The organism is Stenotrophomonas sp. Steno-C18 (assembly GCF_056393195.1).
This window is the reverse complement of record NZ_JBWJOX010000001.1, coordinates 734,067-752,045: the sequence shown is the minus strand read 5'-3', so window position 1 is coordinate 752,045 and position 17,979 is coordinate 734,067. Positions and strand designations below refer to the sequence as shown.

17 protein-coding genes are annotated in these 17,979 nt (G+C 68.4%); 12 read left to right on the top strand and 5 right to left on the bottom strand.

Translation table 11 applies throughout. The features are described 5' to 3' along the window. Positions 1–35: 35 nt before the first annotated feature. On the top strand, positions 36–2,420 hold the full coding sequence (pbpC, locus tag AC06FE_RS03535; RefSeq protein ID WP_478072232.1) for a penicillin-binding protein 1C: 2,385 nt from the start codon (positions 36–38) through the stop codon (positions 2,418–2,420). Between the two features lie 80 nt (positions 2,421–2,500). Here the strand turns inward: pbpC and AC06FE_RS03530 are convergent, their stop codons facing one another. Together AC06FE_RS03530 and AC06FE_RS03525 are read right to left on the bottom strand one after the other, a co-directional pair. Further along, positions 2,501–3,079 (bottom strand): ferritin-like domain-containing protein, encoded by a 579-nt coding sequence (locus AC06FE_RS03530; protein WP_132865236.1) that lies wholly within the window; start codon positions 3,077–3,079, stop codon positions 2,501–2,503. Positions 3,080–3,106: 27 nt separating this feature from the next. Next, the gene (locus tag AC06FE_RS03525; RefSeq protein ID WP_132865235.1) at positions 3,107–3,589 is read right to left on the bottom strand and encodes a peroxiredoxin; all 483 of its coding nucleotides are present in this window, start codon (positions 3,587–3,589) and stop codon (positions 3,107–3,109) included. 150 nt (positions 3,590–3,739) lie between these two features. Between AC06FE_RS03525 and AC06FE_RS03520 the strand changes: the two genes are divergently transcribed. After that, on the top strand, positions 3,740–4,174 hold the full coding sequence (locus AC06FE_RS03520) for an Hsp20/alpha crystallin family protein (protein WP_192287366.1): 435 nt from the start codon (positions 3,740–3,742) through the stop codon (positions 4,172–4,174). Positions 4,175–4,294: 120 nt separating this feature from the next. After that, positions 4,295–5,191 (top strand): DnaJ C-terminal domain-containing protein, encoded by an 897-nt coding sequence (locus AC06FE_RS03515; RefSeq protein WP_478072231.1) that lies wholly within the window; start codon positions 4,295–4,297, stop codon positions 5,189–5,191. Between the two features lie 75 nt (positions 5,192–5,266). On the opposite strand, the gene pilH is transcribed toward AC06FE_RS03515, so the two are convergent. Together pilH and AC06FE_RS03505 are read right to left on the bottom strand one after the other, a co-directional pair. Next, positions 5,267–5,650, bottom strand: a complete 384-nt coding sequence (gene pilH / locus AC06FE_RS03510) for a twitching motility response regulator PilH (protein ID WP_132865232.1) — start codon at positions 5,648–5,650, stop codon at positions 5,267–5,269. Between the two features lie 92 nt (positions 5,651–5,742). Next, the gene (locus AC06FE_RS03505) at positions 5,743–6,738 is read right to left on the bottom strand and encodes a YhdH/YhfP family quinone oxidoreductase (RefSeq protein WP_313251664.1); all 996 of its coding nucleotides are present in this window, start codon (positions 6,736–6,738) and stop codon (positions 5,743–5,745) included. Positions 6,739–6,879: 141 nt separating this feature from the next. Between AC06FE_RS03505 and hflK the strand changes: the two genes are divergently transcribed. From hflK to radA, 5 genes are all read left to right on the top strand, one after another. Next, positions 6,880–7,983: an FtsH protease activity modulator HflK gene (gene hflK / locus AC06FE_RS03500; RefSeq protein ID WP_192287363.1), complete on the top strand. Its 1,104-nt coding sequence runs from the start codon at positions 6,880–6,882 to the stop codon at positions 7,981–7,983. Continuing rightward, entirely contained in the window at positions 7,980–8,843 is an 864-nt protein-coding gene (gene hflC, locus AC06FE_RS03495; protein ID WP_132865229.1) for a protease modulator HflC, read from the top strand. Before hflK ends, hflC begins: the two co-directional genes overlap by 4 nt. A 352-nt stretch (positions 8,844–9,195) precedes the next feature. Then, positions 9,196–10,488: an adenylosuccinate synthase gene (locus AC06FE_RS03490; protein ID WP_132865228.1), complete on the top strand. Its 1,293-nt coding sequence runs from the start codon at positions 9,196–9,198 to the stop codon at positions 10,486–10,488. 402 nt (positions 10,489–10,890) lie between these two features. After that, on the top strand, positions 10,891–11,604 hold the full coding sequence (locus tag AC06FE_RS03485; protein WP_478072230.1) for an AraC family transcriptional regulator: 714 nt from the start codon (positions 10,891–10,893) through the stop codon (positions 11,602–11,604). Between the two features lie 74 nt (positions 11,605–11,678). Beyond that, on the top strand, positions 11,679–13,064 hold the full coding sequence (radA, locus tag AC06FE_RS03480) for a DNA repair protein RadA (protein WP_132865226.1): 1,386 nt from the start codon (positions 11,679–11,681) through the stop codon (positions 13,062–13,064). 99 nt (positions 13,065–13,163) lie between these two features. Here the strand turns inward: radA and AC06FE_RS03475 are convergent, their stop codons facing one another. Beyond that, a complete protein-coding gene (locus AC06FE_RS03475; protein WP_478072229.1) occupies positions 13,164–13,955 on the bottom strand; it encodes a cytochrome C assembly family protein in 792 nt (263 codons plus the stop codon). 110 nt (positions 13,956–14,065) lie between these two features. On the opposite strand from AC06FE_RS03475, the gene ffh reads away from it, so the two are divergent. The 4 genes from ffh (at position 14,066) to AC06FE_RS03455 (ending at position 17,884) form a co-directional block, all read left to right on the top strand. Further along, positions 14,066–15,448 (top strand): signal recognition particle protein, encoded by a 1,383-nt coding sequence (gene ffh, locus AC06FE_RS03470; protein WP_192287362.1) that lies wholly within the window; start codon positions 14,066–14,068, stop codon positions 15,446–15,448. 106 nt (positions 15,449–15,554) lie between these two features. After that, positions 15,555–15,989: a hypothetical protein gene (locus AC06FE_RS03465; protein WP_478072228.1), complete on the top strand. Its 435-nt coding sequence runs from the start codon at positions 15,555–15,557 to the stop codon at positions 15,987–15,989. A gap of 30 nt (positions 15,990–16,019) precedes the next feature. Further along, on the top strand, positions 16,020–17,093 hold the full coding sequence (locus AC06FE_RS03460; protein ID WP_478072227.1) for an NAD(P)H-dependent flavin oxidoreductase: 1,074 nt from the start codon (positions 16,020–16,022) through the stop codon (positions 17,091–17,093). Beyond that, the gene (locus tag AC06FE_RS03455; protein WP_192287359.1) at positions 17,093–17,884 is read left to right on the top strand and encodes an aminotransferase class IV family protein; all 792 of its coding nucleotides are present in this window, start codon (positions 17,093–17,095) and stop codon (positions 17,882–17,884) included. The genes AC06FE_RS03460 and AC06FE_RS03455 overlap by 1 nt, the downstream gene beginning before the upstream one ends. Positions 17,885–17,979 lie beyond the last annotated feature (95 nt).

The following is a 17,979-nucleotide window of genomic DNA, read 5'->3' as shown; positions in this document are numbered from 1 at the left end:
TGCTCCCCAAGGTCACGATTGAAGAACACGCACCAGTGAACACGCGCTTCCCGCGCCTGAAGCAGCTTGGCAAGTGCCTGCGCTCTCCCCGCACCCTGCGCCTGCTGCGCTGGGGCACCGCCACATTGCTGGCGTTGCTGCTGGTGCTGGACCTGGCCTTCCCGCCACCACTGCCGCGGTCGCGGGAGACCAGTACGCTGGTCGTCGCCGCCGACGGCACGCCGCTGCGTGCCTTCGCCGATGCCGAAGGCGTCTGGCGCTATCCGGCCGACGCGAAGACGGTTTCGCCGCTCTACCTGCAGGCGTTGCTGACCTACGAGGACCGCTGGTTCTGGCGGCATCCGGGCATCAACCCCTGGGCGCTGCTGCGTGCGGCCAGGCAGATGGTGCTGGAGCGGCGCATCGTCTCCGGCGGTTCGACGCTGACCATGCAGGTCGCGCGCATCCTCGACCCGCATACGCGCACGCCATGGGGCAAGCTCAAGCAGCTGTTGCGTGCGGTGCAGCTGGAGGTGCACCTGAGCAAGGCCGAGATCCTCGACCTGTACCTGGAGCGCGCGCCCTACGGCGGCACCATCGAAGGCGTCGAGGCGGCCAGCTGGGCCTACCTGGGCAAGTCCGCCGCGCACCTGTCCCAGGCCGAGGCCGCACTGCTGGCGGTGCTGCCGCAGTCACCGAGCCGGCTGCGTCCGGACCGCCATCCCGAGGCCGCGAGACGGGCCCGCGACAAGGTGCTGGCGCGCATGGCCGAACTCGGCGCGTGGTCGGCCGAGGAGGTCGCCGATGCGCGCATCGAGCCGGTCGTTGCGCGCTCGCTGAAGCAGCCGCTGTACGCGGCGCTGCTGGCCCAGCGCCTGCATGCGGCGCAACCGCGCGCCGCGCATATCCAGACCACGCTCGACGCCGGCCTGCAGCGCACGCTGGAGGAGCGCGTGGCGGCGTACTTCTCGCAGCTGCCCGAGCGCACCTCCGCCGCGCTGCTGGTGATGGACAACACCACGCTGGAGGCCCGTGCCTACGTGGGCTCGGTCGCGTTCGGTGACAAGGCGCGGCTGGGGCACGTGGACATGCTGCAGGCCTGGCGCTCCCCCGGCTCCACGCTCAAGCCGTTCCTGTACGGCATGGCGCTGGACGATGGCCTGATCCACTCCGAGAGCCTGCTGGTGGATGCGCCGCAGAGTTTCGGCGGCTATCGCCCGGGCAACTTCGATGCCGCGTTCAATGGCCCCATTGGCGCGGCCAGCGCATTGCGCCTGTCGTTGAACGTGCCCTCGGTGGACCTGCTCGACCGTGTCGGCCCGGCGCGCTTCACTGCCCGGCTCGCCAACGGCGGGGTCACGCTGCGCTTCCCGCATGGGGCCAAGCCGAACCTGGCCGTGATCCTGGGCGGCACCGGTGCCCAGCTGGAGGGGCTGGTCGGTGCCTTCTCGGCGTTCAACCGCGGTGGCATCGCCGGGCGCGTGCGTTACACGCCGGACGATCCCCGGCTCGAGCGGCGGATGATGTCCGAAGGCGCGGCGTGGATCGTGCGTGACATCCTCGAATCCAACCCGCGCCCGGGGTACGGCGTGGGCACCTTCGACACCGGCGGCCGCCCGCGCGTGGCATGGAAGACCGGCACCAGCTTTGGTTACCGCGATGCCTGGGCCATCGGCGGTACCCGCCAGTACACCGTGGGGGTGTGGGTCGGCCGGCCCGACGGCACGCCGCTGCCCGGCCAGTACGGTGCGGTCACCGCGCTGCCGCTGATGTTCGAGGTCATCGATAGCCTGCCGCGCCAACCGGGCGACAACGCCACCCGGACGGCACCGGCCAGCGTCACTGAAATGGACATCTGCTGGCCGCTGGGCATCGCCGCCGAGCAGACCCCGCCATCGATGTGTCACCGGCAGTTCCCGGCGATGGTGCTCGACGGCGTGGTGCCGCCCACCTTCGCCGAACGCGACGCCCGCCTGTGGCAATCCGGTCGCCTGCGCTTCGAGGTGGATGCAGTGACCGGGCAGCGGGTATCGGTGGACTGCGACGGCCATCCGGCCCGTGAGCAGCGCGAGATCGCCCGTTGGCCGGCACTGGCTTCACCGTGGTTGTCGGCCGCGCAACGGCAGGCACAGCAGTTGCCGGTGCTTGCGGCCGATTGCCCGGACGATGGCCGCCAATCGCGTGGCGTACTGCATATCGACGGCCTGAATGACCAGTCCACGCTGGCCCGGCCACCGGGTGCAACGCATGGTCCGCGCCTGCAACTGCGCGCACTGGGAAGCGATGCCACCGTCCAATGGCTGCTCGACGGTCGCTGGATTGCCCAGACCCAGGGCGTGCGGGTGTTCATGCGCGACTTCGAGGACGCCGGCGAACACACGCTCACCGCCCTGTCGGACGACGGCAGCTGGGCACGCGTGCGCTTCCGCGTCGTCCACTAGCCGGCAGGAGCGACCTTGCCCGCGAAGTCCCGGACCGCCAGGTGGTCATGACGTGGCAAGCGAGGCCGCTGCTGCCGAGGTTATTCGCCGATCCAGCCGTCCAGCATGTCGGCGAAGTCATCGGCATGGTCCTCCTCCTGCGCCAGGATCTGCTCCAGGATGCGCTTGGTGGTGGTGTCCTTGTCGCCGATGAAGTTGATCATCTCGCGATAGCTGTCGATGGCGATGCGCTCGGCGATGAGGTTCTCGCGGACCATGTCGCGCAGGTTGCCGCCTTCCTTGTACTCGGCGTGGGAGCGCGCGGTGAGGGTGTCCGGGTTGAGGTCCGGTGCACCGCCCAGCTGCACGATGCGGTTGGACAGCAGGTCCGCATGCGCCTGCTCCTGCTGGGCGTGTTCCAGGAACTCGGCCTTCACCGTGTCGGCCAGCATCCCCTTGGCCATGTAGTAATGCCGGTAGTAGCGCAGCACGCAGACCCATTCGGTGGCCAGCGCATCGTTGAGCAGCTTGATCACCGTGGTGCGGTCGGCGCTGTAGCTGGGCGTCACCGCACCGTCTTCCATGCGTTTGCGCGCGTTGGCCCGCAGGGTCTTGCGGTCGGTGAAGCCGGGCGTCGGGGCGGTGGGCTTGCTCGGCTTCGCGGCTGGCTGCTTGCTCATGGCTGGCCTTTCCTTCTGTTGGGGAAACTACTCCGGCAGATGGGCGAGCACGTATTCGGCGGAGGACACCTCGAACTGGCCGGGTTCCTCGACATAGCTGCCGCGTACCACGCCATCTTCCACGTACAACGCGAACCGGCGCGAGCGCATGCCCATGCCGGAACTGCTTGCGTCCATCTCCAGCCCCAGCGCACGGGTGAACTCGCCGTTGCCGTCGGACAGCATCTGCAGGCCATCGGGCACCGATTGGCTTCGGGCCCAGGCCTGCATCACGAACGGATCATTGACCGCCATGCAGAACACCTCGATGCCGCGGCTGCGGAAATCATCGAAGTGCTCCACGTAACCGGGCAGGTGGCGGGCCGAGCAGGTCGGGGTGAACGCGCCGGGGACGGCGAACAGCACCACCTTGCGGCCGTCGAACAGGGTGTGGGTATCCACCGTTTCCAGGCCCTCGCGCAGGCGCTTGAGGATGACTTCGGGAATGCGGTCGCCGACTTGGATGGACATCAGTAACTCCTGTGCTGAATGTCAGTTTAGTGATCGATTGGAAGTGCAGCGTCAAAAGCTTGAAAACACGGCTTTCACGCAACACCTCGTGGGCATGGGAACGGCATCGCCATTCCGGCAGTCCGGGCCCCCACATTTCAGGAGGACATGATGAGCATCGTACGTTACCGCCAGTGGCCGACGCAGTCCGAAATCCGCAATCTGCTGGGCCCGTTGCTGGAAACCCCCGCCACCTCGCCGCAGGGCTGGGCGCCGGCGGTGGACATCCGCGAGGAGCCGACGCAGTTCGTGCTGTTGGCCGACCTCCCCGGCGTGGAGCCGTCCAGCATCGAGGTGCAGATGGACAAGGGCGTGCTGGAGATCCGTGGTGAGCGCAGCGCACCGGCCGCCGCCGGGGAAGGCCGCTTCTCGCGCAGCGAGCGACGCCATGGCGCGTTCAATCGCCGCTTCGCCCTGCCGGACAGCGCCAACGCCGAGGGCATCGCCGCCCGCAGCCAGAACGGCGTGCTGGAGATCCGCATCCCCAAGCGCGAGGAACCGGCACCGCGCCGCATCCAGGTCCAGGCCGCTTCCCCGGCCGTGTGAGTGCGCCTCCACCAGCACGAGCGCCGTGGCCCGGTAGAATGGCGGCCACGGCGGTTGCCGGTTGCATGACGGCCCGTTGCCGAAAGGTGGCGGGCCTGACTTTTTTGCAGAGGTGTATGGATGGAATTCAAGGATTACTACGCAACGCTGGGCGTGGAGCCCACCGCCGGCGATGCCGAGATCAAGACCGCCTACCGGCGTCTGGCGCGCAAGTACCACCCCGACGTCAGCAAGGAAGCCGGTGCGGAGGAGAAGTTCAAGGCGGTCAATGAGGCCTACGAGGCGCTGCGCGATCCGCAGAAGCGCCAGGCCTATGACCAGCTGCGCGCGCAGGGCTACCGCCCGGGCGAGGAATTCCAGGCACCGCCCAACTTCGGCGGCGGCCAGGGGTTTGATTTCGAGGAGGTGTTCGGCGGTGGCGGTGCCGGCGGCGGCTTCAGCGATTTCTTCGAAAGCCTGTTCGCGCGCCAGCGCGGTGCCGGCGGGGCAGGGCCGCGTGGTCGTCCCGGGTTTGGCGGCGCCGGGCCGCAACCGATGCGCGACACCCGCGCCAAGCTGTCGGTGCCGCTGGAGGCGGCGTACAGCGGCGACAGCCTGCGCATCACCGTCGATGGTCGCCAGCTCGACGTGCGCGTGCCCAAGGGCATCCGCCCGGGCCAGGTGATCCGGCTGGGCGGGCAGGGCAGCGGGGGCGGCAACCTGATGCTGGAGGTGGAATACGCCTCGCACCCGCAGTTCGAGGTGGACGGGCGCAACATCCTGTACACCCTGCAGGTCACGCCGTGGCAGGCGGCGCTGGGCACCAGCATCAGCGTGCCGACCCTGGGCGGGGCGGTGGAACTGAAGGTACCGGCCGATTCGGACAGTGGCCGCAAGCTGCGCCTGCGCGGCCGTGGCCTGCCGGGCAAGCCCGACGGCGACCAGATCGTGGAACTGGAGGTGGTGGCCCCGGTGGCGACGACCGAGGCCCAGCGCAAGGCCTACCAGGAACTGGCCAAGGCCTTCGGTGACAGTTGAGGCCGGTGCGTCCGGTCCCCGAGTACGAAAAAGGCGAGCTCCCCGGCTCGCCTTTTTCGTTCCGGCCCTCCGGCGTCAGCCGGCCGGCGGGGCCTCGGCGCTGAACACCTGCGCGATCACCGCGGACAGGTCCTCTTCCGAGAACGGCTTGGTGATGTAGGCCTTGGCGCCCTGGCGCATGCCCCACAGCCGGTCGGTGTCCTGGTCCTTGGTGGTCACCAGGATCACCGGGATGTGCTGGGTGGTGGCCTCGCGCTTGAGCGTGCGGGTGGCCTGGAACCCGTTGAGGTTCGGCATCACCACGTCCATCAGCACCAGGTCCGGCAGCACCGACTTGGCCGCTTCCACCCCGGAAGCGCCATCGGTGGCGGTAAAGGTCTCATGCCCCAGCTTCTCTACGATGCGCTGGATGCCCATCAACTGAGACGGCGAATCGTCAACGATCAGGATGCGCGCCATGTTCTTCCCCAAGAGTCAGCGACGAGTGTAGTGCCGGCCCGGGCCCGGCGTGAAGCCGCCAGCGCCGGGTCTGGGCCGGGTCAGGACGGCGGTCAGTCGATTCTTACGACTGTGCGCCCGAAGGACTTGCCGGCGAGCATCGTATCGAACACGCCCGGCAGTTCGCCAAGCCCCACTTCACGGGTACAGATGGTGCCCAGGTGGCGCGGCTTCCAGTCCCCGCCCAGCAGTGCCCAGACCTGCTCGCGGATGTCCCGGGCGGTGCCGGCCGAGGCCACGCCCAGCAGGGACACGCCGCGGATGATGAAGGGCATCACGGTCATGTCCAGCTCCGCGGTGGCCGCCAGGCCGGCCGAGGCCACGTTGCCGTAGGGGCTGGTCTGGGCCAGCAGGCTGGTCAGCATCGCCCCGCCGACGTTGTCCAGCCCGCCGCCGAAGCGGGCCGATTCCATCGGCCGGGTGGTGGCCAAGGCATCGCGGCCCAGTACCTGGCTGGCACCGATCGCGGTCAGGTAGTCGGCCGCCTCGGCCTTGCCGCTGACGGCATGCACCTCGAAGCCGGCCCGGCTGAAGATGTCCACCGCCAGCGAGCCGACCCCGCCGGTGGCGCCGGTCACCGCCAGCGGGCCGAGCGCCGGGGACTGGCGGTTCTCGGTCATCCGGAACAGCGCCAGCGCGGCGGTGAAGCCGGCCGTGCCCAGCACCATGGCTTCACGCAGGTCCAGCCCGGCAGGCAGCGGGATCACCCATCGGGACTCCAGTCGCACGTACTGGCTGTAGCCGCCGTCGCGGGTCTCGCTCAGGCCGCAGCCGGTGGTCAGCACCTTGTCGCCCTCGCGGAAGGCCGGGTCGGTCGAGGCCACCACCTCGCCGGCCACGTCGATGCCGCCGACCAGCGGGAAGCGGCGCAGGATCTTGCCCTTGCCGGTGCCGGCCAGGGCGTCCTTGTAGTTCACCGAGGACCAGCGGGCACGGATCACCACCTCGCCGGGGCTGAGCTGGCCCAGCGCCAGCGGCTCCAGGCCGCTGCGGTAGCCCGTCTCGTCGTTGTGGATGCGGAAGGCGGAAAACGGGGTGGAAACGGACATGGCGGCCTGCACTGGAACGGGGGATGTCCAAGATAGCGGTTGCGAAACGGCAGGTCAGCCTCATCTAGTAGAATCGGGATTCGATTGATGGCCGGGTCCGGCGGGAACTCCCGCACCCCGGCCCTTACAGATGGAGCATGCATGGCCTGGAATACACCCGGCGGCAATGGTGGGGGCGCGGACGACCGCGGCCCGCGCAAGCCACGTGGCGGAAATGGCAACGGATGGGGCGGCAACATCCCCGGCCCGTTGCGCGACCTGTTTGATGGCGGCATCTGGCGCTGGGTACTGATCGTGGTGGCCTTGCTGGTGCTGTTCTCCAGCTTCCAGCTGATCGGCGAACAGCAGCGTGGCGTGGTGCTGCGCTTCGGCCAGTTCTCCCGCATCCTGCAGCCGGGCCCGAATTTCAAGCTGCCGTGGCCGATCGAGTCGGTGGTCAAGGTCAACGCGACCCAGATCAAGACCTTCAGCAGCAACGTGCCGGTGCTGACCCGCGACGAGAACATCGTCAACGTGGCGGTCAACGTGCAGTACCGCGTGGACGACCCGCGCCAGTACCTGTTCGGTACGGTCGATGCCGACCAGATGCTGGAGCAGTCCGCGCAGAGCGCGGTGCGCGAGCAGGTGGGCCGTGCCGACCTGAACACCGTGCTCAACAACCGCGGTCCGCTGGCCTCGGTGGCCGAGCAGCGCCTGCAGGCCTCGCTCAAGGCCTACAACACCGGCCTGAGCGTGACCGGCCTGACCCTGCCCGATGCCCGTCCGCCGGAAGAAGTGAAGCCGGCCTTCGACGAGGTCAACGGTGCCCAGCAGGTCAAGGAACGCCTGATCAACGAAGCCCAGGCCTATGCGGCCAAGGTCGTGCCGGAGGCGCGTGGCCAGGCCTCGCGTGCCCGCACCACCGCCGAAGGCTACAAGCAGGCCGCCGTGGCCAAGGCCGAAGGTGACGCGCGCCGCTTCACCCTGCTGCAGGCCGAGTACAAGAACGCGCCGGAAGTCACCCGCAAGCGCCTGTGGCTGGAAACCGTGCAGCAGGTGCTGGCCGAGAACCGCAAGGTCATCGGTGGCGATGGCCGCCAGCTGATCTACGTGCCGATGCCCGCCGATGCGGCCAAGGGCACCGGCAACGCCCCGCAGCTGACCCCGGACATGGTCGTGCCGGCCCTGCCGTCGGCCACCGACAGCATTCGCAACGCGGACCGCTCGGTCTCGCGCTCGGCAAGTCGTGAGGAGGCCAGCCGATGAAGAATTCATTTGTGATCGGCCTGCTGGTCGTGGTGCTGCTGGGCCTGCTGGGCTCGGTGTACGTGGTCCGCGAGGACCAGACCGCGATGGTGCTGAACCTGGGCAAGGTGGTGCGTTCGGACATCAAGCCGGGCCTGCACTTCAAGGTGCCGCTGGTGGAAACCGTGCGCGTGTTCGACCGCCGCTTCCAGGTGCTGGACACCGCCCCGGCGCGTTACTTCACCGCCGAGCAGAAGGACGTCAGCGTCGACTTCTTCGCCATCGGCTACATCTCAGACGTGCGTTCGTACTACCGCTCCACCGGCGGTGACGGCAAGGTGGCCAATGCCCGCCTGGCGCCGATCATCACCGACTCGCTGCGCAACCAGATCAACTCGCGCACCCTGCAGGCGCTGGTGTCCGGTGACCGCGGCGAGCTGATCGCCGGCCAGCTGAAGGCGATCAACGAGGCGGTCAAGCCGCTCGGCATGCAGATCATCGACCTGCGCATCAAGCAGATCGACCTGCCGACCGACAGCCAGGTGATCACCGACGTGTACGAGCGCATGCGCGCCCAGCGCAAGCAGGAGGCCGCCAAGCTGCGCGCCGAGGGCGAGGAGCAGTCGCTGACCATCCGCGCCCAGGCCGACCGCGAGAGCACCGTGATCGTGGCCGAGGCCGAGCGCGATGCGCAGCAACTGCGTGGCGAGGGCGATGCCCAGGCCGCCGCCATCTACGGCAAGGCCGGCTCGGCCGACCCGGCGTTCTACTCGTTCTACCGCAGCCTGGAGGCCTACCGCGGCTCGATGACCGACGGCAACGGCGTGATCGTGCTCGACAAGAACGACCCGTTCCTGCAGTACCTGAAGAACGACCGCTGACCCTTGCGGCAGCACCAGGCTCGGCCCGGTGCTGCCAGATACCTGTAGCGCCGGGCCATGCCCGGCAGGAACGTAGCGGAGGGTGGCTGCGTTCACGGGGCCGGGTCTGAACGACCGGCCACTGCCGCCGAAGGGATGCACCGCCAGGGGTGGTAGCCGTCAGGCAAAACCCGGATAATCCAGAAAAGCCGGTCGGGCCTGCTCCTCACAGAGCGTCCCGTTCGGCTTTTTCCGTGTATGGCCTTGACGTTTGCCGGCGCTCCCCGATGGGGCACCACTGTGGCTGACCATTGGCTCCGCACGGCCCCGTCCGCGGCCCCGATGGCCGCAGCAAATTCAGGAGTTACCCGTCATGGGTCAATCAGTTGTTGTTCTCGGCGCCCAGTGGGGCGATGAAGGCAAGGGCAAGATCGTCGATCTGCTGACCGAGGAGATCGGTGCAGTGGTCCGTTTCCAGGGCGGCCACAATGCCGGCCACACCCTGGTCATCAACGGCAAGAAGACCGTCCTGCACCTGATTCCGTCCGGCATCCTGCGCGATGACGCGCTGTGCCTGATCGGCAATGGCGTGGTGATTTCCCCGGCCGCCCTGCGCAAGGAAATCGAAGAGCTGGAAACGGCCGGCGTGGAAGTGCGTTCGCGCCTGAAGATCTCCCCGGCCGCGCCGCTGATCATGCCGTACCACATCGCCCTGGATCAGGCCCGCGAAAAGGCCGCCGGCGGCAAGGCGATCGGCACCACCGGCCGTGGCATCGGCCCGGCCTATGAAGACAAGGTGGCGCGCCGCGGCATCCGCGTTGCCGACCTGCACTACCCGGAACAGCTGGCCGAGAAGCTGCGTTCGGCGCTGGACTACCACAACTTCGTGCTGACCCAGTACCTGGGCGTGGAGCCGGTGGATTTCGACACCGTCTACCAGGAGGCGCTGGCCTTCGGCGAGTACGTCGAGCCGATGAAGTCCGACGTGGCCGGCATCTGCCATGACCTGCGCAAGCAGGGCAAGCGTGTGCTGTTCGAAGGCGCCCAGGGCGCGCTGCTGGACATCGACCACGGCACCTACCCGTACGTCACCAGCTCCAACACCACCGTCGGCGGTGCGCTGGCCGGTGCCGGTGTGGGCGCCGATGCGATCGACTACGTGCTGGGCATCGCCAAGGCCTACGCCACGCGCGTGGGTGGCGGTCCGTTCCCGACCGAACTGGACGACGAGATCGGCCAGGGCATCCGCGACCGTGGCGCCGAGTACGGTGCCTCGACCGGCCGTCCGCGTCGCTGCGGCTGGATGGACATCGTCGCGCTCAAGCGCGCCGTGGCCATCAACGGCATCTCGGGCCTGTGCATCACCAAGCTGGACGTGCTCGACGGCATGGAAAAGCTCAAGATCTGCATCGCCTACGAATACCGTGGCAAGCGTACCGAGTACGCCCCGCTGGATGCGCAGGGCTGGGAAGAGTGCACCCCGGTGTACCTGGAATTCCCGGGCTGGAGCGAGAATACCCACGGTGTCACCGAGTGGGACAAGCTGCCGCCGGCCGCCCGCGCTTACCTGCGCGCGCTGGAGGAACTGGCAGGCTGCCCGATCTCGATCGTGTCGACCGGTCCGGACCGCGACCACACCATGGTCCTGCAGGATCCGTGGGGCTGATCGCCCGTCACCGCGTTTGATGCGTGAACCAAGGCCCCGCGAAAGCGGGGCCTTGTGTTTGCAGCCTTGCGGTGGATGGTCATGGGATGGGGCGTCGCCGTCCGCGGGCCTAGGCCTGGGGACTGGGCAGTGCCGCGGCCGGTGATGCCAGGGTGCTTCCCGCAGGGCCAGCCCAGCTCGGGTGCCTGGATTGTGCCGGTTCCGGCATCCGGGGCATTTCATGCCATCAAGGCGCGGTGCGCCTGGAGCTGGATCCTGCCTGTAGGGACCGCACGGGTGGCCTGAGGCGGCCGGTCTGTCGGCCCCGCCGCCGGGAATGCCTTTTGGCCCTGCGGATTCCATGCCGGATCAGGCATCATCGGATGCCCGGTCGGCTTTCCCCCGACGCCATATGTCGTCCCGATGCGTATTGACCCTGCCGAAATCGAAGCCCTGTTCGACGCCATTCCCAGCGTGCTGTTCTTCGCCAAGGACACCGACGGGCGCTACACGCACGTCAACATGACGATGATGCAGCGGCTCGGCGTGAAGTCGCGCAGCGATGTGATCGGGCGGCGCGCCGATGAGCTGTACCCGGTGGGCATGAGCGAGGCCTACGTGGCCCAGGACCAGCGCGTGCTGGGGGGGGAGGTGATCGAGAACGTGATGGAGCTGCAGTTGTTCGCCAACCAGCAGCCCGGCTGGTGCCTGACCTGCAAGCGGCCGATCATCGAGGACGGCAGGGTGGTCGGCCTGATCGGCATCTCGCGCGACCTGGGCCAGCGTGGCGGGCTGGAGTCGCAGTACGAGCCATTGCGGCTGGCGCTGGATTACCTCAACACGCACTACGCCGAGAACGTGCGCATGCAGACCCTGCTGGACATCACCGGGTTCTCGCTGTCCAAGCTGGAGCGCTCGTTCCGCAAGGTGTTCCAGATGACCCCGCAGCAGGTGCTGACCCGGCTGCGCATCCAGATCGCATTGCACCTGCTGCATGGCGAGGACAGCGTGGCCAGCATCGGGCAGGCGTGTGGTTTCAGCGACCAGAGCGCGTTCACCCGCAAGTTCAAGGCCGAAGTGGGCATGGCGCCGCGCCAGTACCGGGCGATGATCGCCGCGCGCGCGCTGCTGAACTGAGTCCGGGGCTGTGCTGGTCGCAGCCACTGCGACCCCCCTCGGCTATCCTGCGGTCCCCCGTCGCAGGAACCTCCATGGCCAAGCCCCGTAACAGCGCCTACGTCTGCACCGAATGCGGTGCCGAGTACAGCAAATGGCAGGGCCAGTGCACCGAATGCGGGGCATGGAACGTCCTGAGCGAGATCGTGCTGGAGAGCGCGGCCGCCGCCAAGTCGCCGGCCGCGCGCCGCAGTGGCTGGGCCGGCAAGGTCGAGGCGCCGAAGATCACCGCGCTGAAGGACGTGCAGCAGACCGAGCACCAGCGCGTGTCCACCGGCATCGGCGAGTTCGACCGGGTGCTCGGCGGCGGGCTGGTGGAAGGTGCGGTGATCCTGGTCGGCGGCGATCCCGGCATCGGCAAGTCCACGCTGTTGCTGCAGGCGGTGGCCAGGATGGCCAGCACGCTACCGGTGCTGTACGTGACCGGCGAGGAATCGCTGGCCCAGGTGGCGGGCCGTGCGGTGCGGCTGGAGCTGCCGCTGGAGGGCCTCAACGGGCTGTCCGAGACCGGCGTGGAGAACATCCTGCAGCACGCGGCCTCGGCGCGGCCCAAGCTGATCGTGGCCGATTCGGTGCAGACGCTGTGGACCGAAACCCTGACCGCCGCCCCCGGCTCGGTCAGCCAGGTGCGCGAAAGCGCGGCGCGGCTGGTGCGCTTTGCCAAGGAAACCGGCACGGCGGTGTTCCTGGTCGGGCACGTCACCAAGGAAGGCGGCATCGCCGGCCCGCGCGTGCTGGAGCACATGGTCGATGCGGTGCTGTACTTCGAGGGCGAGAGTGGCAGCCGCTTCCGCGTGTTGCGCGCGTTCAAGAACCGCTTTGGCGCGGTAAACGAACTGGGCGTGTTCGCGATGGGCGAGAAGGGCCTGAAGGAAGTGCCCAACCCGTCGGCGATCTTCCTGTCCGGTGGCAGCACCCGCCAGCCGGGCAGCTGCGTGATGGTTACCCGGGAGGGTACGCGGCCCCTGCTGGTGGAAGTACAGGCGCTGGTGGATTCCTCGCCGCTGTCCAACCCGCGCCGCGTCGCGGTGGGGCTGGAGCAGAACCGCCTGGCGATGCTGCTGGCCGTGCTGCACCGGCACGGCGGGGTGCTGGTCGGCGACCAGGACGTATTCGTCAACGTGGTCGGTGGCATCCGCGTGCAGGAAACCGCGGTCGACCTGCCGGTGTTGCTGGCGGTGTTGTCCTCGCTGCAGGACCGGCCGCTGGCGGAGAAGACCATCGCCTTCGGCGAGGTCGGCCTGTCCGGTGAGATCCGTCCGGTGCCGAACGGCGAGGACCGCCTGCGCGAGGCGGCCACGCACGGCTTCAAGCGCGCCATCGTGCCCAAGGCCAATGCCCCCAAGACCGGCTCGGTGAAGGGCATGGAAGTGATTGCGGTGGAGCGGCTGTCCGAGGCGCTGGAGGCGGCATCGGAATGATCCGTAGCGCTCTGTAGAGCGGGGCCATGGGCCTTGCCGACGATTCCTGCTGATGCCCGAATCCCGCTGCCGCGCCTGGCGCGGCAGTACCGGGCGTGTTTAGTTTTTTCCCAGCACCAGCTCGATCACGAAGCGGCTGCCGAAGAACGCCAGCAGCAGCAGCGCCATCGCGCTCAGGGTCCAGTGAACGGCCTTGCTGCCGCGCCAGCCGTAACGGCGGCGGCCGATCAGCAGGGTGCCGAACACGATCCACGACAGCACGCTGAGCACGGTCTTGTGCACCAGCTTCTGCGCCAGCAGGTCATCGACGAACAGCACGCCGGTGACCAGGGTCAGGGTCAGCAGGCTGAAGCCCACCGCGATCGTGCGGAACAGCAGGGTTTCCAGGTCCGCCAGCGGCGGCAGGGCGCGCAGCCAGGGACGGAAATCGCGACGGCGCAGGGCACGCTCCTGCAGCCACAGCATGATCGCCAGCAGCGCGGCCACGCTCAGCGTGGCGTAGGCCAGCAGTGCCAGCCAGGCGTGGGTGGCCAGGCGCCAGCCCAGTACCTTGCTCGGTTCGTGGCCGTAGCTGTGGTAGGCGAGCAGGCCGATGGCGGCCAGCGGGAACACCACCACGCCCAATGCGGCCATGCGCCCGCGCGCGCCGACCAGGGTGGTCAGCACCGCCATGCCCAGCCCGACCAGGGACAGCGCCGCGAAGAAGTGCATGTCCGGACCGCCGCTGGTCTGCATCGCCACCATCAGGTGGTAGCCTGCATGCAGGACGACGGCGCTGACCGCCGGCAGCAGCCAGGTGCGCGGCAGGGCGTTGCGATCCATCGCCAGTCCGCGCACGAGCAGGGCCGTTGCCAACAGGTAGAGGACGGCGGCGATGAGAACGATTGTCATCGGCACAGTTTCGCACACGGACCCGCCGCTGGCGACGTGAACCGGCGGGCTCGCGGGCGGGTCGCTATACTTGGCGGCTCTGTATCCACGATTCCCGCAGGTTGCACCGCATGTTCGAGTCACTGACCCAGCGCCTTTCCGGCACCATCGAGCGCCTGCGTGGGCGCGGCCGCCTGACCGAGGAGAACATCCGCGAGGCCACCCGTGAAGTCCGCATCGCGCTGCTGGAGGCCGACGTGGCCCTGCCGGTGGTGCAGGCCCTGGTCGAGAAGATCAAGGTGCGCGCGGTCGGCCAGGAAGTGCTCAAGTCGCTGACCCCCGGCCAGGCGCTGATCAAGGTCGTCCGCGACGAGCTGACCGCGGTGATGGGCTCCCAGGCCACCGACCTGAACCTCAATGTCCCCGCGCCGGCCATCATCCTGATGGCGGGCCTGCAGGGCGCCGGCAAGACCACCACGGTCGGCAAGCTGGCCAAGCACCTGAAGGAAAAGCGCAAGAAGAAGGTGATGGTGGTCTCGGCCGACGTCTACCGCCCGGCCGCGATCGAGCAGCTCAAGACGCTGGCCCAGCAGGTGGATGTGTTGTTCTTCCCGTCGGCCCCGGACCAGAAGCCGGTGGACATCGTGCGCGCCGCCATCGACGATGCGCGCAAGTCGTTCGTCGACGTGCTGCTGGTCGATACCGCCGGCCGCCTGGCCATCGATGAAGCAATGATGGCCGAGATCAAGGCCCTGCACGCGGCGATCAACCCGGTCGAGACCCTGTTCGTGGTCGACTCGATGACCGGCCAGGACGCGGCCAACACCGCCAAGGCCTTCGGCGAGGCGCTGCCGCTGACCGGCGTGGTGCTGACCAAGACCGACGGCGACGCCCGTGGCGGTGCCGCGCTGAGCGTGCGCTACATCACCGGCAAGCCGATCAAGTTCACCGGTACCGGTGAAAAGGTCGATGGCCTGGACGTGTTCCACCCCGAGCGCGTGGCCAGCCGCATCCTGGACATGGGCGACGTGCTGTCGCTGGTGGAGCAGGTCGAGCAGCAGGTCGACAAGGACAAGGCGCAGAAGCTGGCCGAGAAGGTCGCCAAGGGCAAGAAGTTCGACCTGAACGACATGCGCGACCAGCTCGAGCAGATGCAGAACATGGGCGGCATCGGCGGCCTGATGGACAAGCTGCCGGGCCTGGGCCAGATCCCGGACCACCTCAAGCAGCAGGTCACGCAGAGCAAGGAAGTGCCGCGCATGATCGCCATCATCAACTCGATGACCAAGAAGGAGCGCCGCAACCCGGGCCTGCTCAATGGTTCGCGTCGTGCCCGCATCGCGCGTGGCTCCGGTACCCAGCCGGCCGACGTCAACAAGCTGATGAAGCAGTACATGCAGATGGAAAAGATGATGGGCAAGCTTGCCGGCGGCGGCATGAAGGGCATGCTGCGCAACATGAAGGGCATGCTCGGCGCGATGGGCGGTGGCAAGGGCGGCTTGCCTTTCCGCTGAAATGTGAAGCCGGCGCTGGAGGCGCCGGAATGCTCCCGATACAAGGCTTGCGGCGCGTGGGAAGCCACGATGTTTCGCCGTCATCCGAACGATCAGGAGTACATGCATGAAGAAGGGAATCTGGCTGCTTGCAATGGCCTTGGGCCTGGCGGCGTGCGGCGATGACCGCTCGCCATCCCCGCGCACGGGAAGTGCCGTCGGCGGAAGTGCCATGGATTTCGTGGCTGGCCCTGGCGAGGGTGTGGACAGGCGCATGTCGCTCACGCTCGAGGTCGCGCCGGCGATGGCCGCGCGCGGGCTGACGGTCACCCTGGGCAAGAGCCGCGGGGTAGGGGCCAGGGACGCGTCCATCTACGTGATCGCGTCCCATTCGTTCACTGGCACGTTGGTGGCCAGGGCGCTGGATGCCGAGGGCAGCGAGATCGGCCGGGCCTTGGTCGAGGTGGCAATGGCTGCCGATGACGCTCAATATGTGGACTTCACCTTCAGCGAAGAGATGGACAGCCAGCGGGTGCGGAGCTACGCCCTTTCGGTGCGCTGATCCGGGTGGCCCGCTGGCGTCGTGATCGCCATGCACAACCCTGCAATCGCCGCGCGTGTTGCCGGCTTCTGCCAACGCTTCGGCGTTGACGTCCCCATCCTGCTGGCGCCGATGGCCGGCGCCTGCCCGGTACCGTTGTCGGTGGCGCTGGCCAACGCCGGCAGCATGGGGGCGATGGGCGCGGTGCTGTCCACGCCGGGGCAGGTCGGGGAATGGATGGCGGCCTTCCGCGCGCAGTCCGCGGGGCCGGCGCAGGTCAATGTCTGGATTCCCGATCCAGCGCCTGCCCGCGACGTGGCTGGTGAAACCGCGACCCGGGCGTTCCTCGCGCAGTGGGGGCCGGAGGTGCCGGCCAGTGCCGGTGATGCCGGCCCGGCGGATTTCGATGCGCAGTTCGAGGCTCTGGTCCAGGCGCGACCGGCGGTGGCATCCAGCATCATGGGGGTGTTCTCGCCGGCACAGGTGCAGCGCCTGAAGGACGCCGGCATTGCCTGGCTGGCCGGTGCCACCACGCTTGCCGAAGCCCTGCAGGCGCAGGCCGCCGGAGCCGACGCGGTGATCGCGCAGGGTGCCGAGGCCGGTGGCCATCGCGGCGCATTCGAGGCTGACCAGGCCGAGCAACAGCTGGTCGGGTTGTTCGCGCTGCTGCCGCGTCTGGCCGACCGGCTGGAGGTGCCGGTGATCGCCGCCGGAGGCATCGCCGATGGACGTGGCGTAGCCGCCGCGTTGGTGCTCGGTGCCAGTGCGGTGATGGTCGGCACGGCCTTCCTTGCAGCGGATGAATCCGATGTCCCCGATGCCTGGAAGCAGGCCCTGCAGGACGCCGAGCCGGAAGGCACGCGCACTACCCGTGCGTTCAGCGGCCGGCTGGGGCGCGCATTGGATACCGCGTATGTGCGCGCCGCGGCCGCTCCCGATGCACCTGCGCCGCGTCCTTACCCGGTGCAGCGGGGGCTGACCGCCGCCATGCGCCGGCAGGCCGGTGCCGATGGCCGGATCGACGCGATGCAGGCCTGGGCCGGGCAGTCGGCGTGGATGGCGCGACGCGAACCGGCGGCACGTATCCTGCAGTCGATGTGGGCACAGGCGCAGGTGCTGCTGTGATGCGATTGTTCTGCAATGGCCGGCCGGTGGACGTGGACGTGCTCGCCCCGGCGCTGGTCAACTATGGCCACTTCACCTCGTTGCAGGTGCGCGGTGGGGCGGTGCAGGGCTGGGCGCTGCACGTGCAGCGGTTGCGGCAGGGCACGCGTGAACTGTTCGATGCCGACCTGGACGCGGCCAGCCTGCAGCGCTGGCTCAAGCGCGCCCTGGAGGCCTGCGAGGTGGGCGATGCATCGGTGCGGATCACCGTGTTCTCGCGTGCCTTCGACTTCCGGCAGCCGCAGCAGGCCGTGCCCATCGATGTCCTGATCGGGATCGGCGTGCCGGCGACGATGCCGGTGGCTGGACGCGCGGTGCTGCCGGTGTCCTACCAGCGCGAGCTGGCGCATGTGAAGCATGTGGGGACCTTCCCGTTGTTCCATTACCGGCGGCAGGCGATGGCGGCCGGGTATGACGACGCCTTGTTCGTCGATGCGGCGGGCTGCATCAGCGAGGGCAGCACCTGGAACGTGGCGTTCTGGGATGGTGGCCGGGTGATCTGGCCGCAGGCAACGGCGCTGCGCGGGGTCAGCGAGCTGCTGCTGATGGATGGGCTGGCGGCGTTGGGCCAGGGGCAGGTGCGGCGCGAGGTGCACCTGCCGATGCTGGCGGGGATGAGCGGCGCGGTGGCCTGCAATTCCACCGGCCTGTGGCCGCTGGCGCGGATCGGGGAGCAGGTGTTCGAGCAGTCGGACCTGCTGCTGGAGCTGCTGCAGCGGGCGCTGGGCGAGGCGCCGTGGGCGGTGCTTTAGGGCGGTTGGGGCGTGAAGGCTTGAACATCTGTTCAGCTTCGGCGGAGGCCCAAGACTTGGAATGCCCCGGACCCGTCGCTATAATCGCCGGCTTA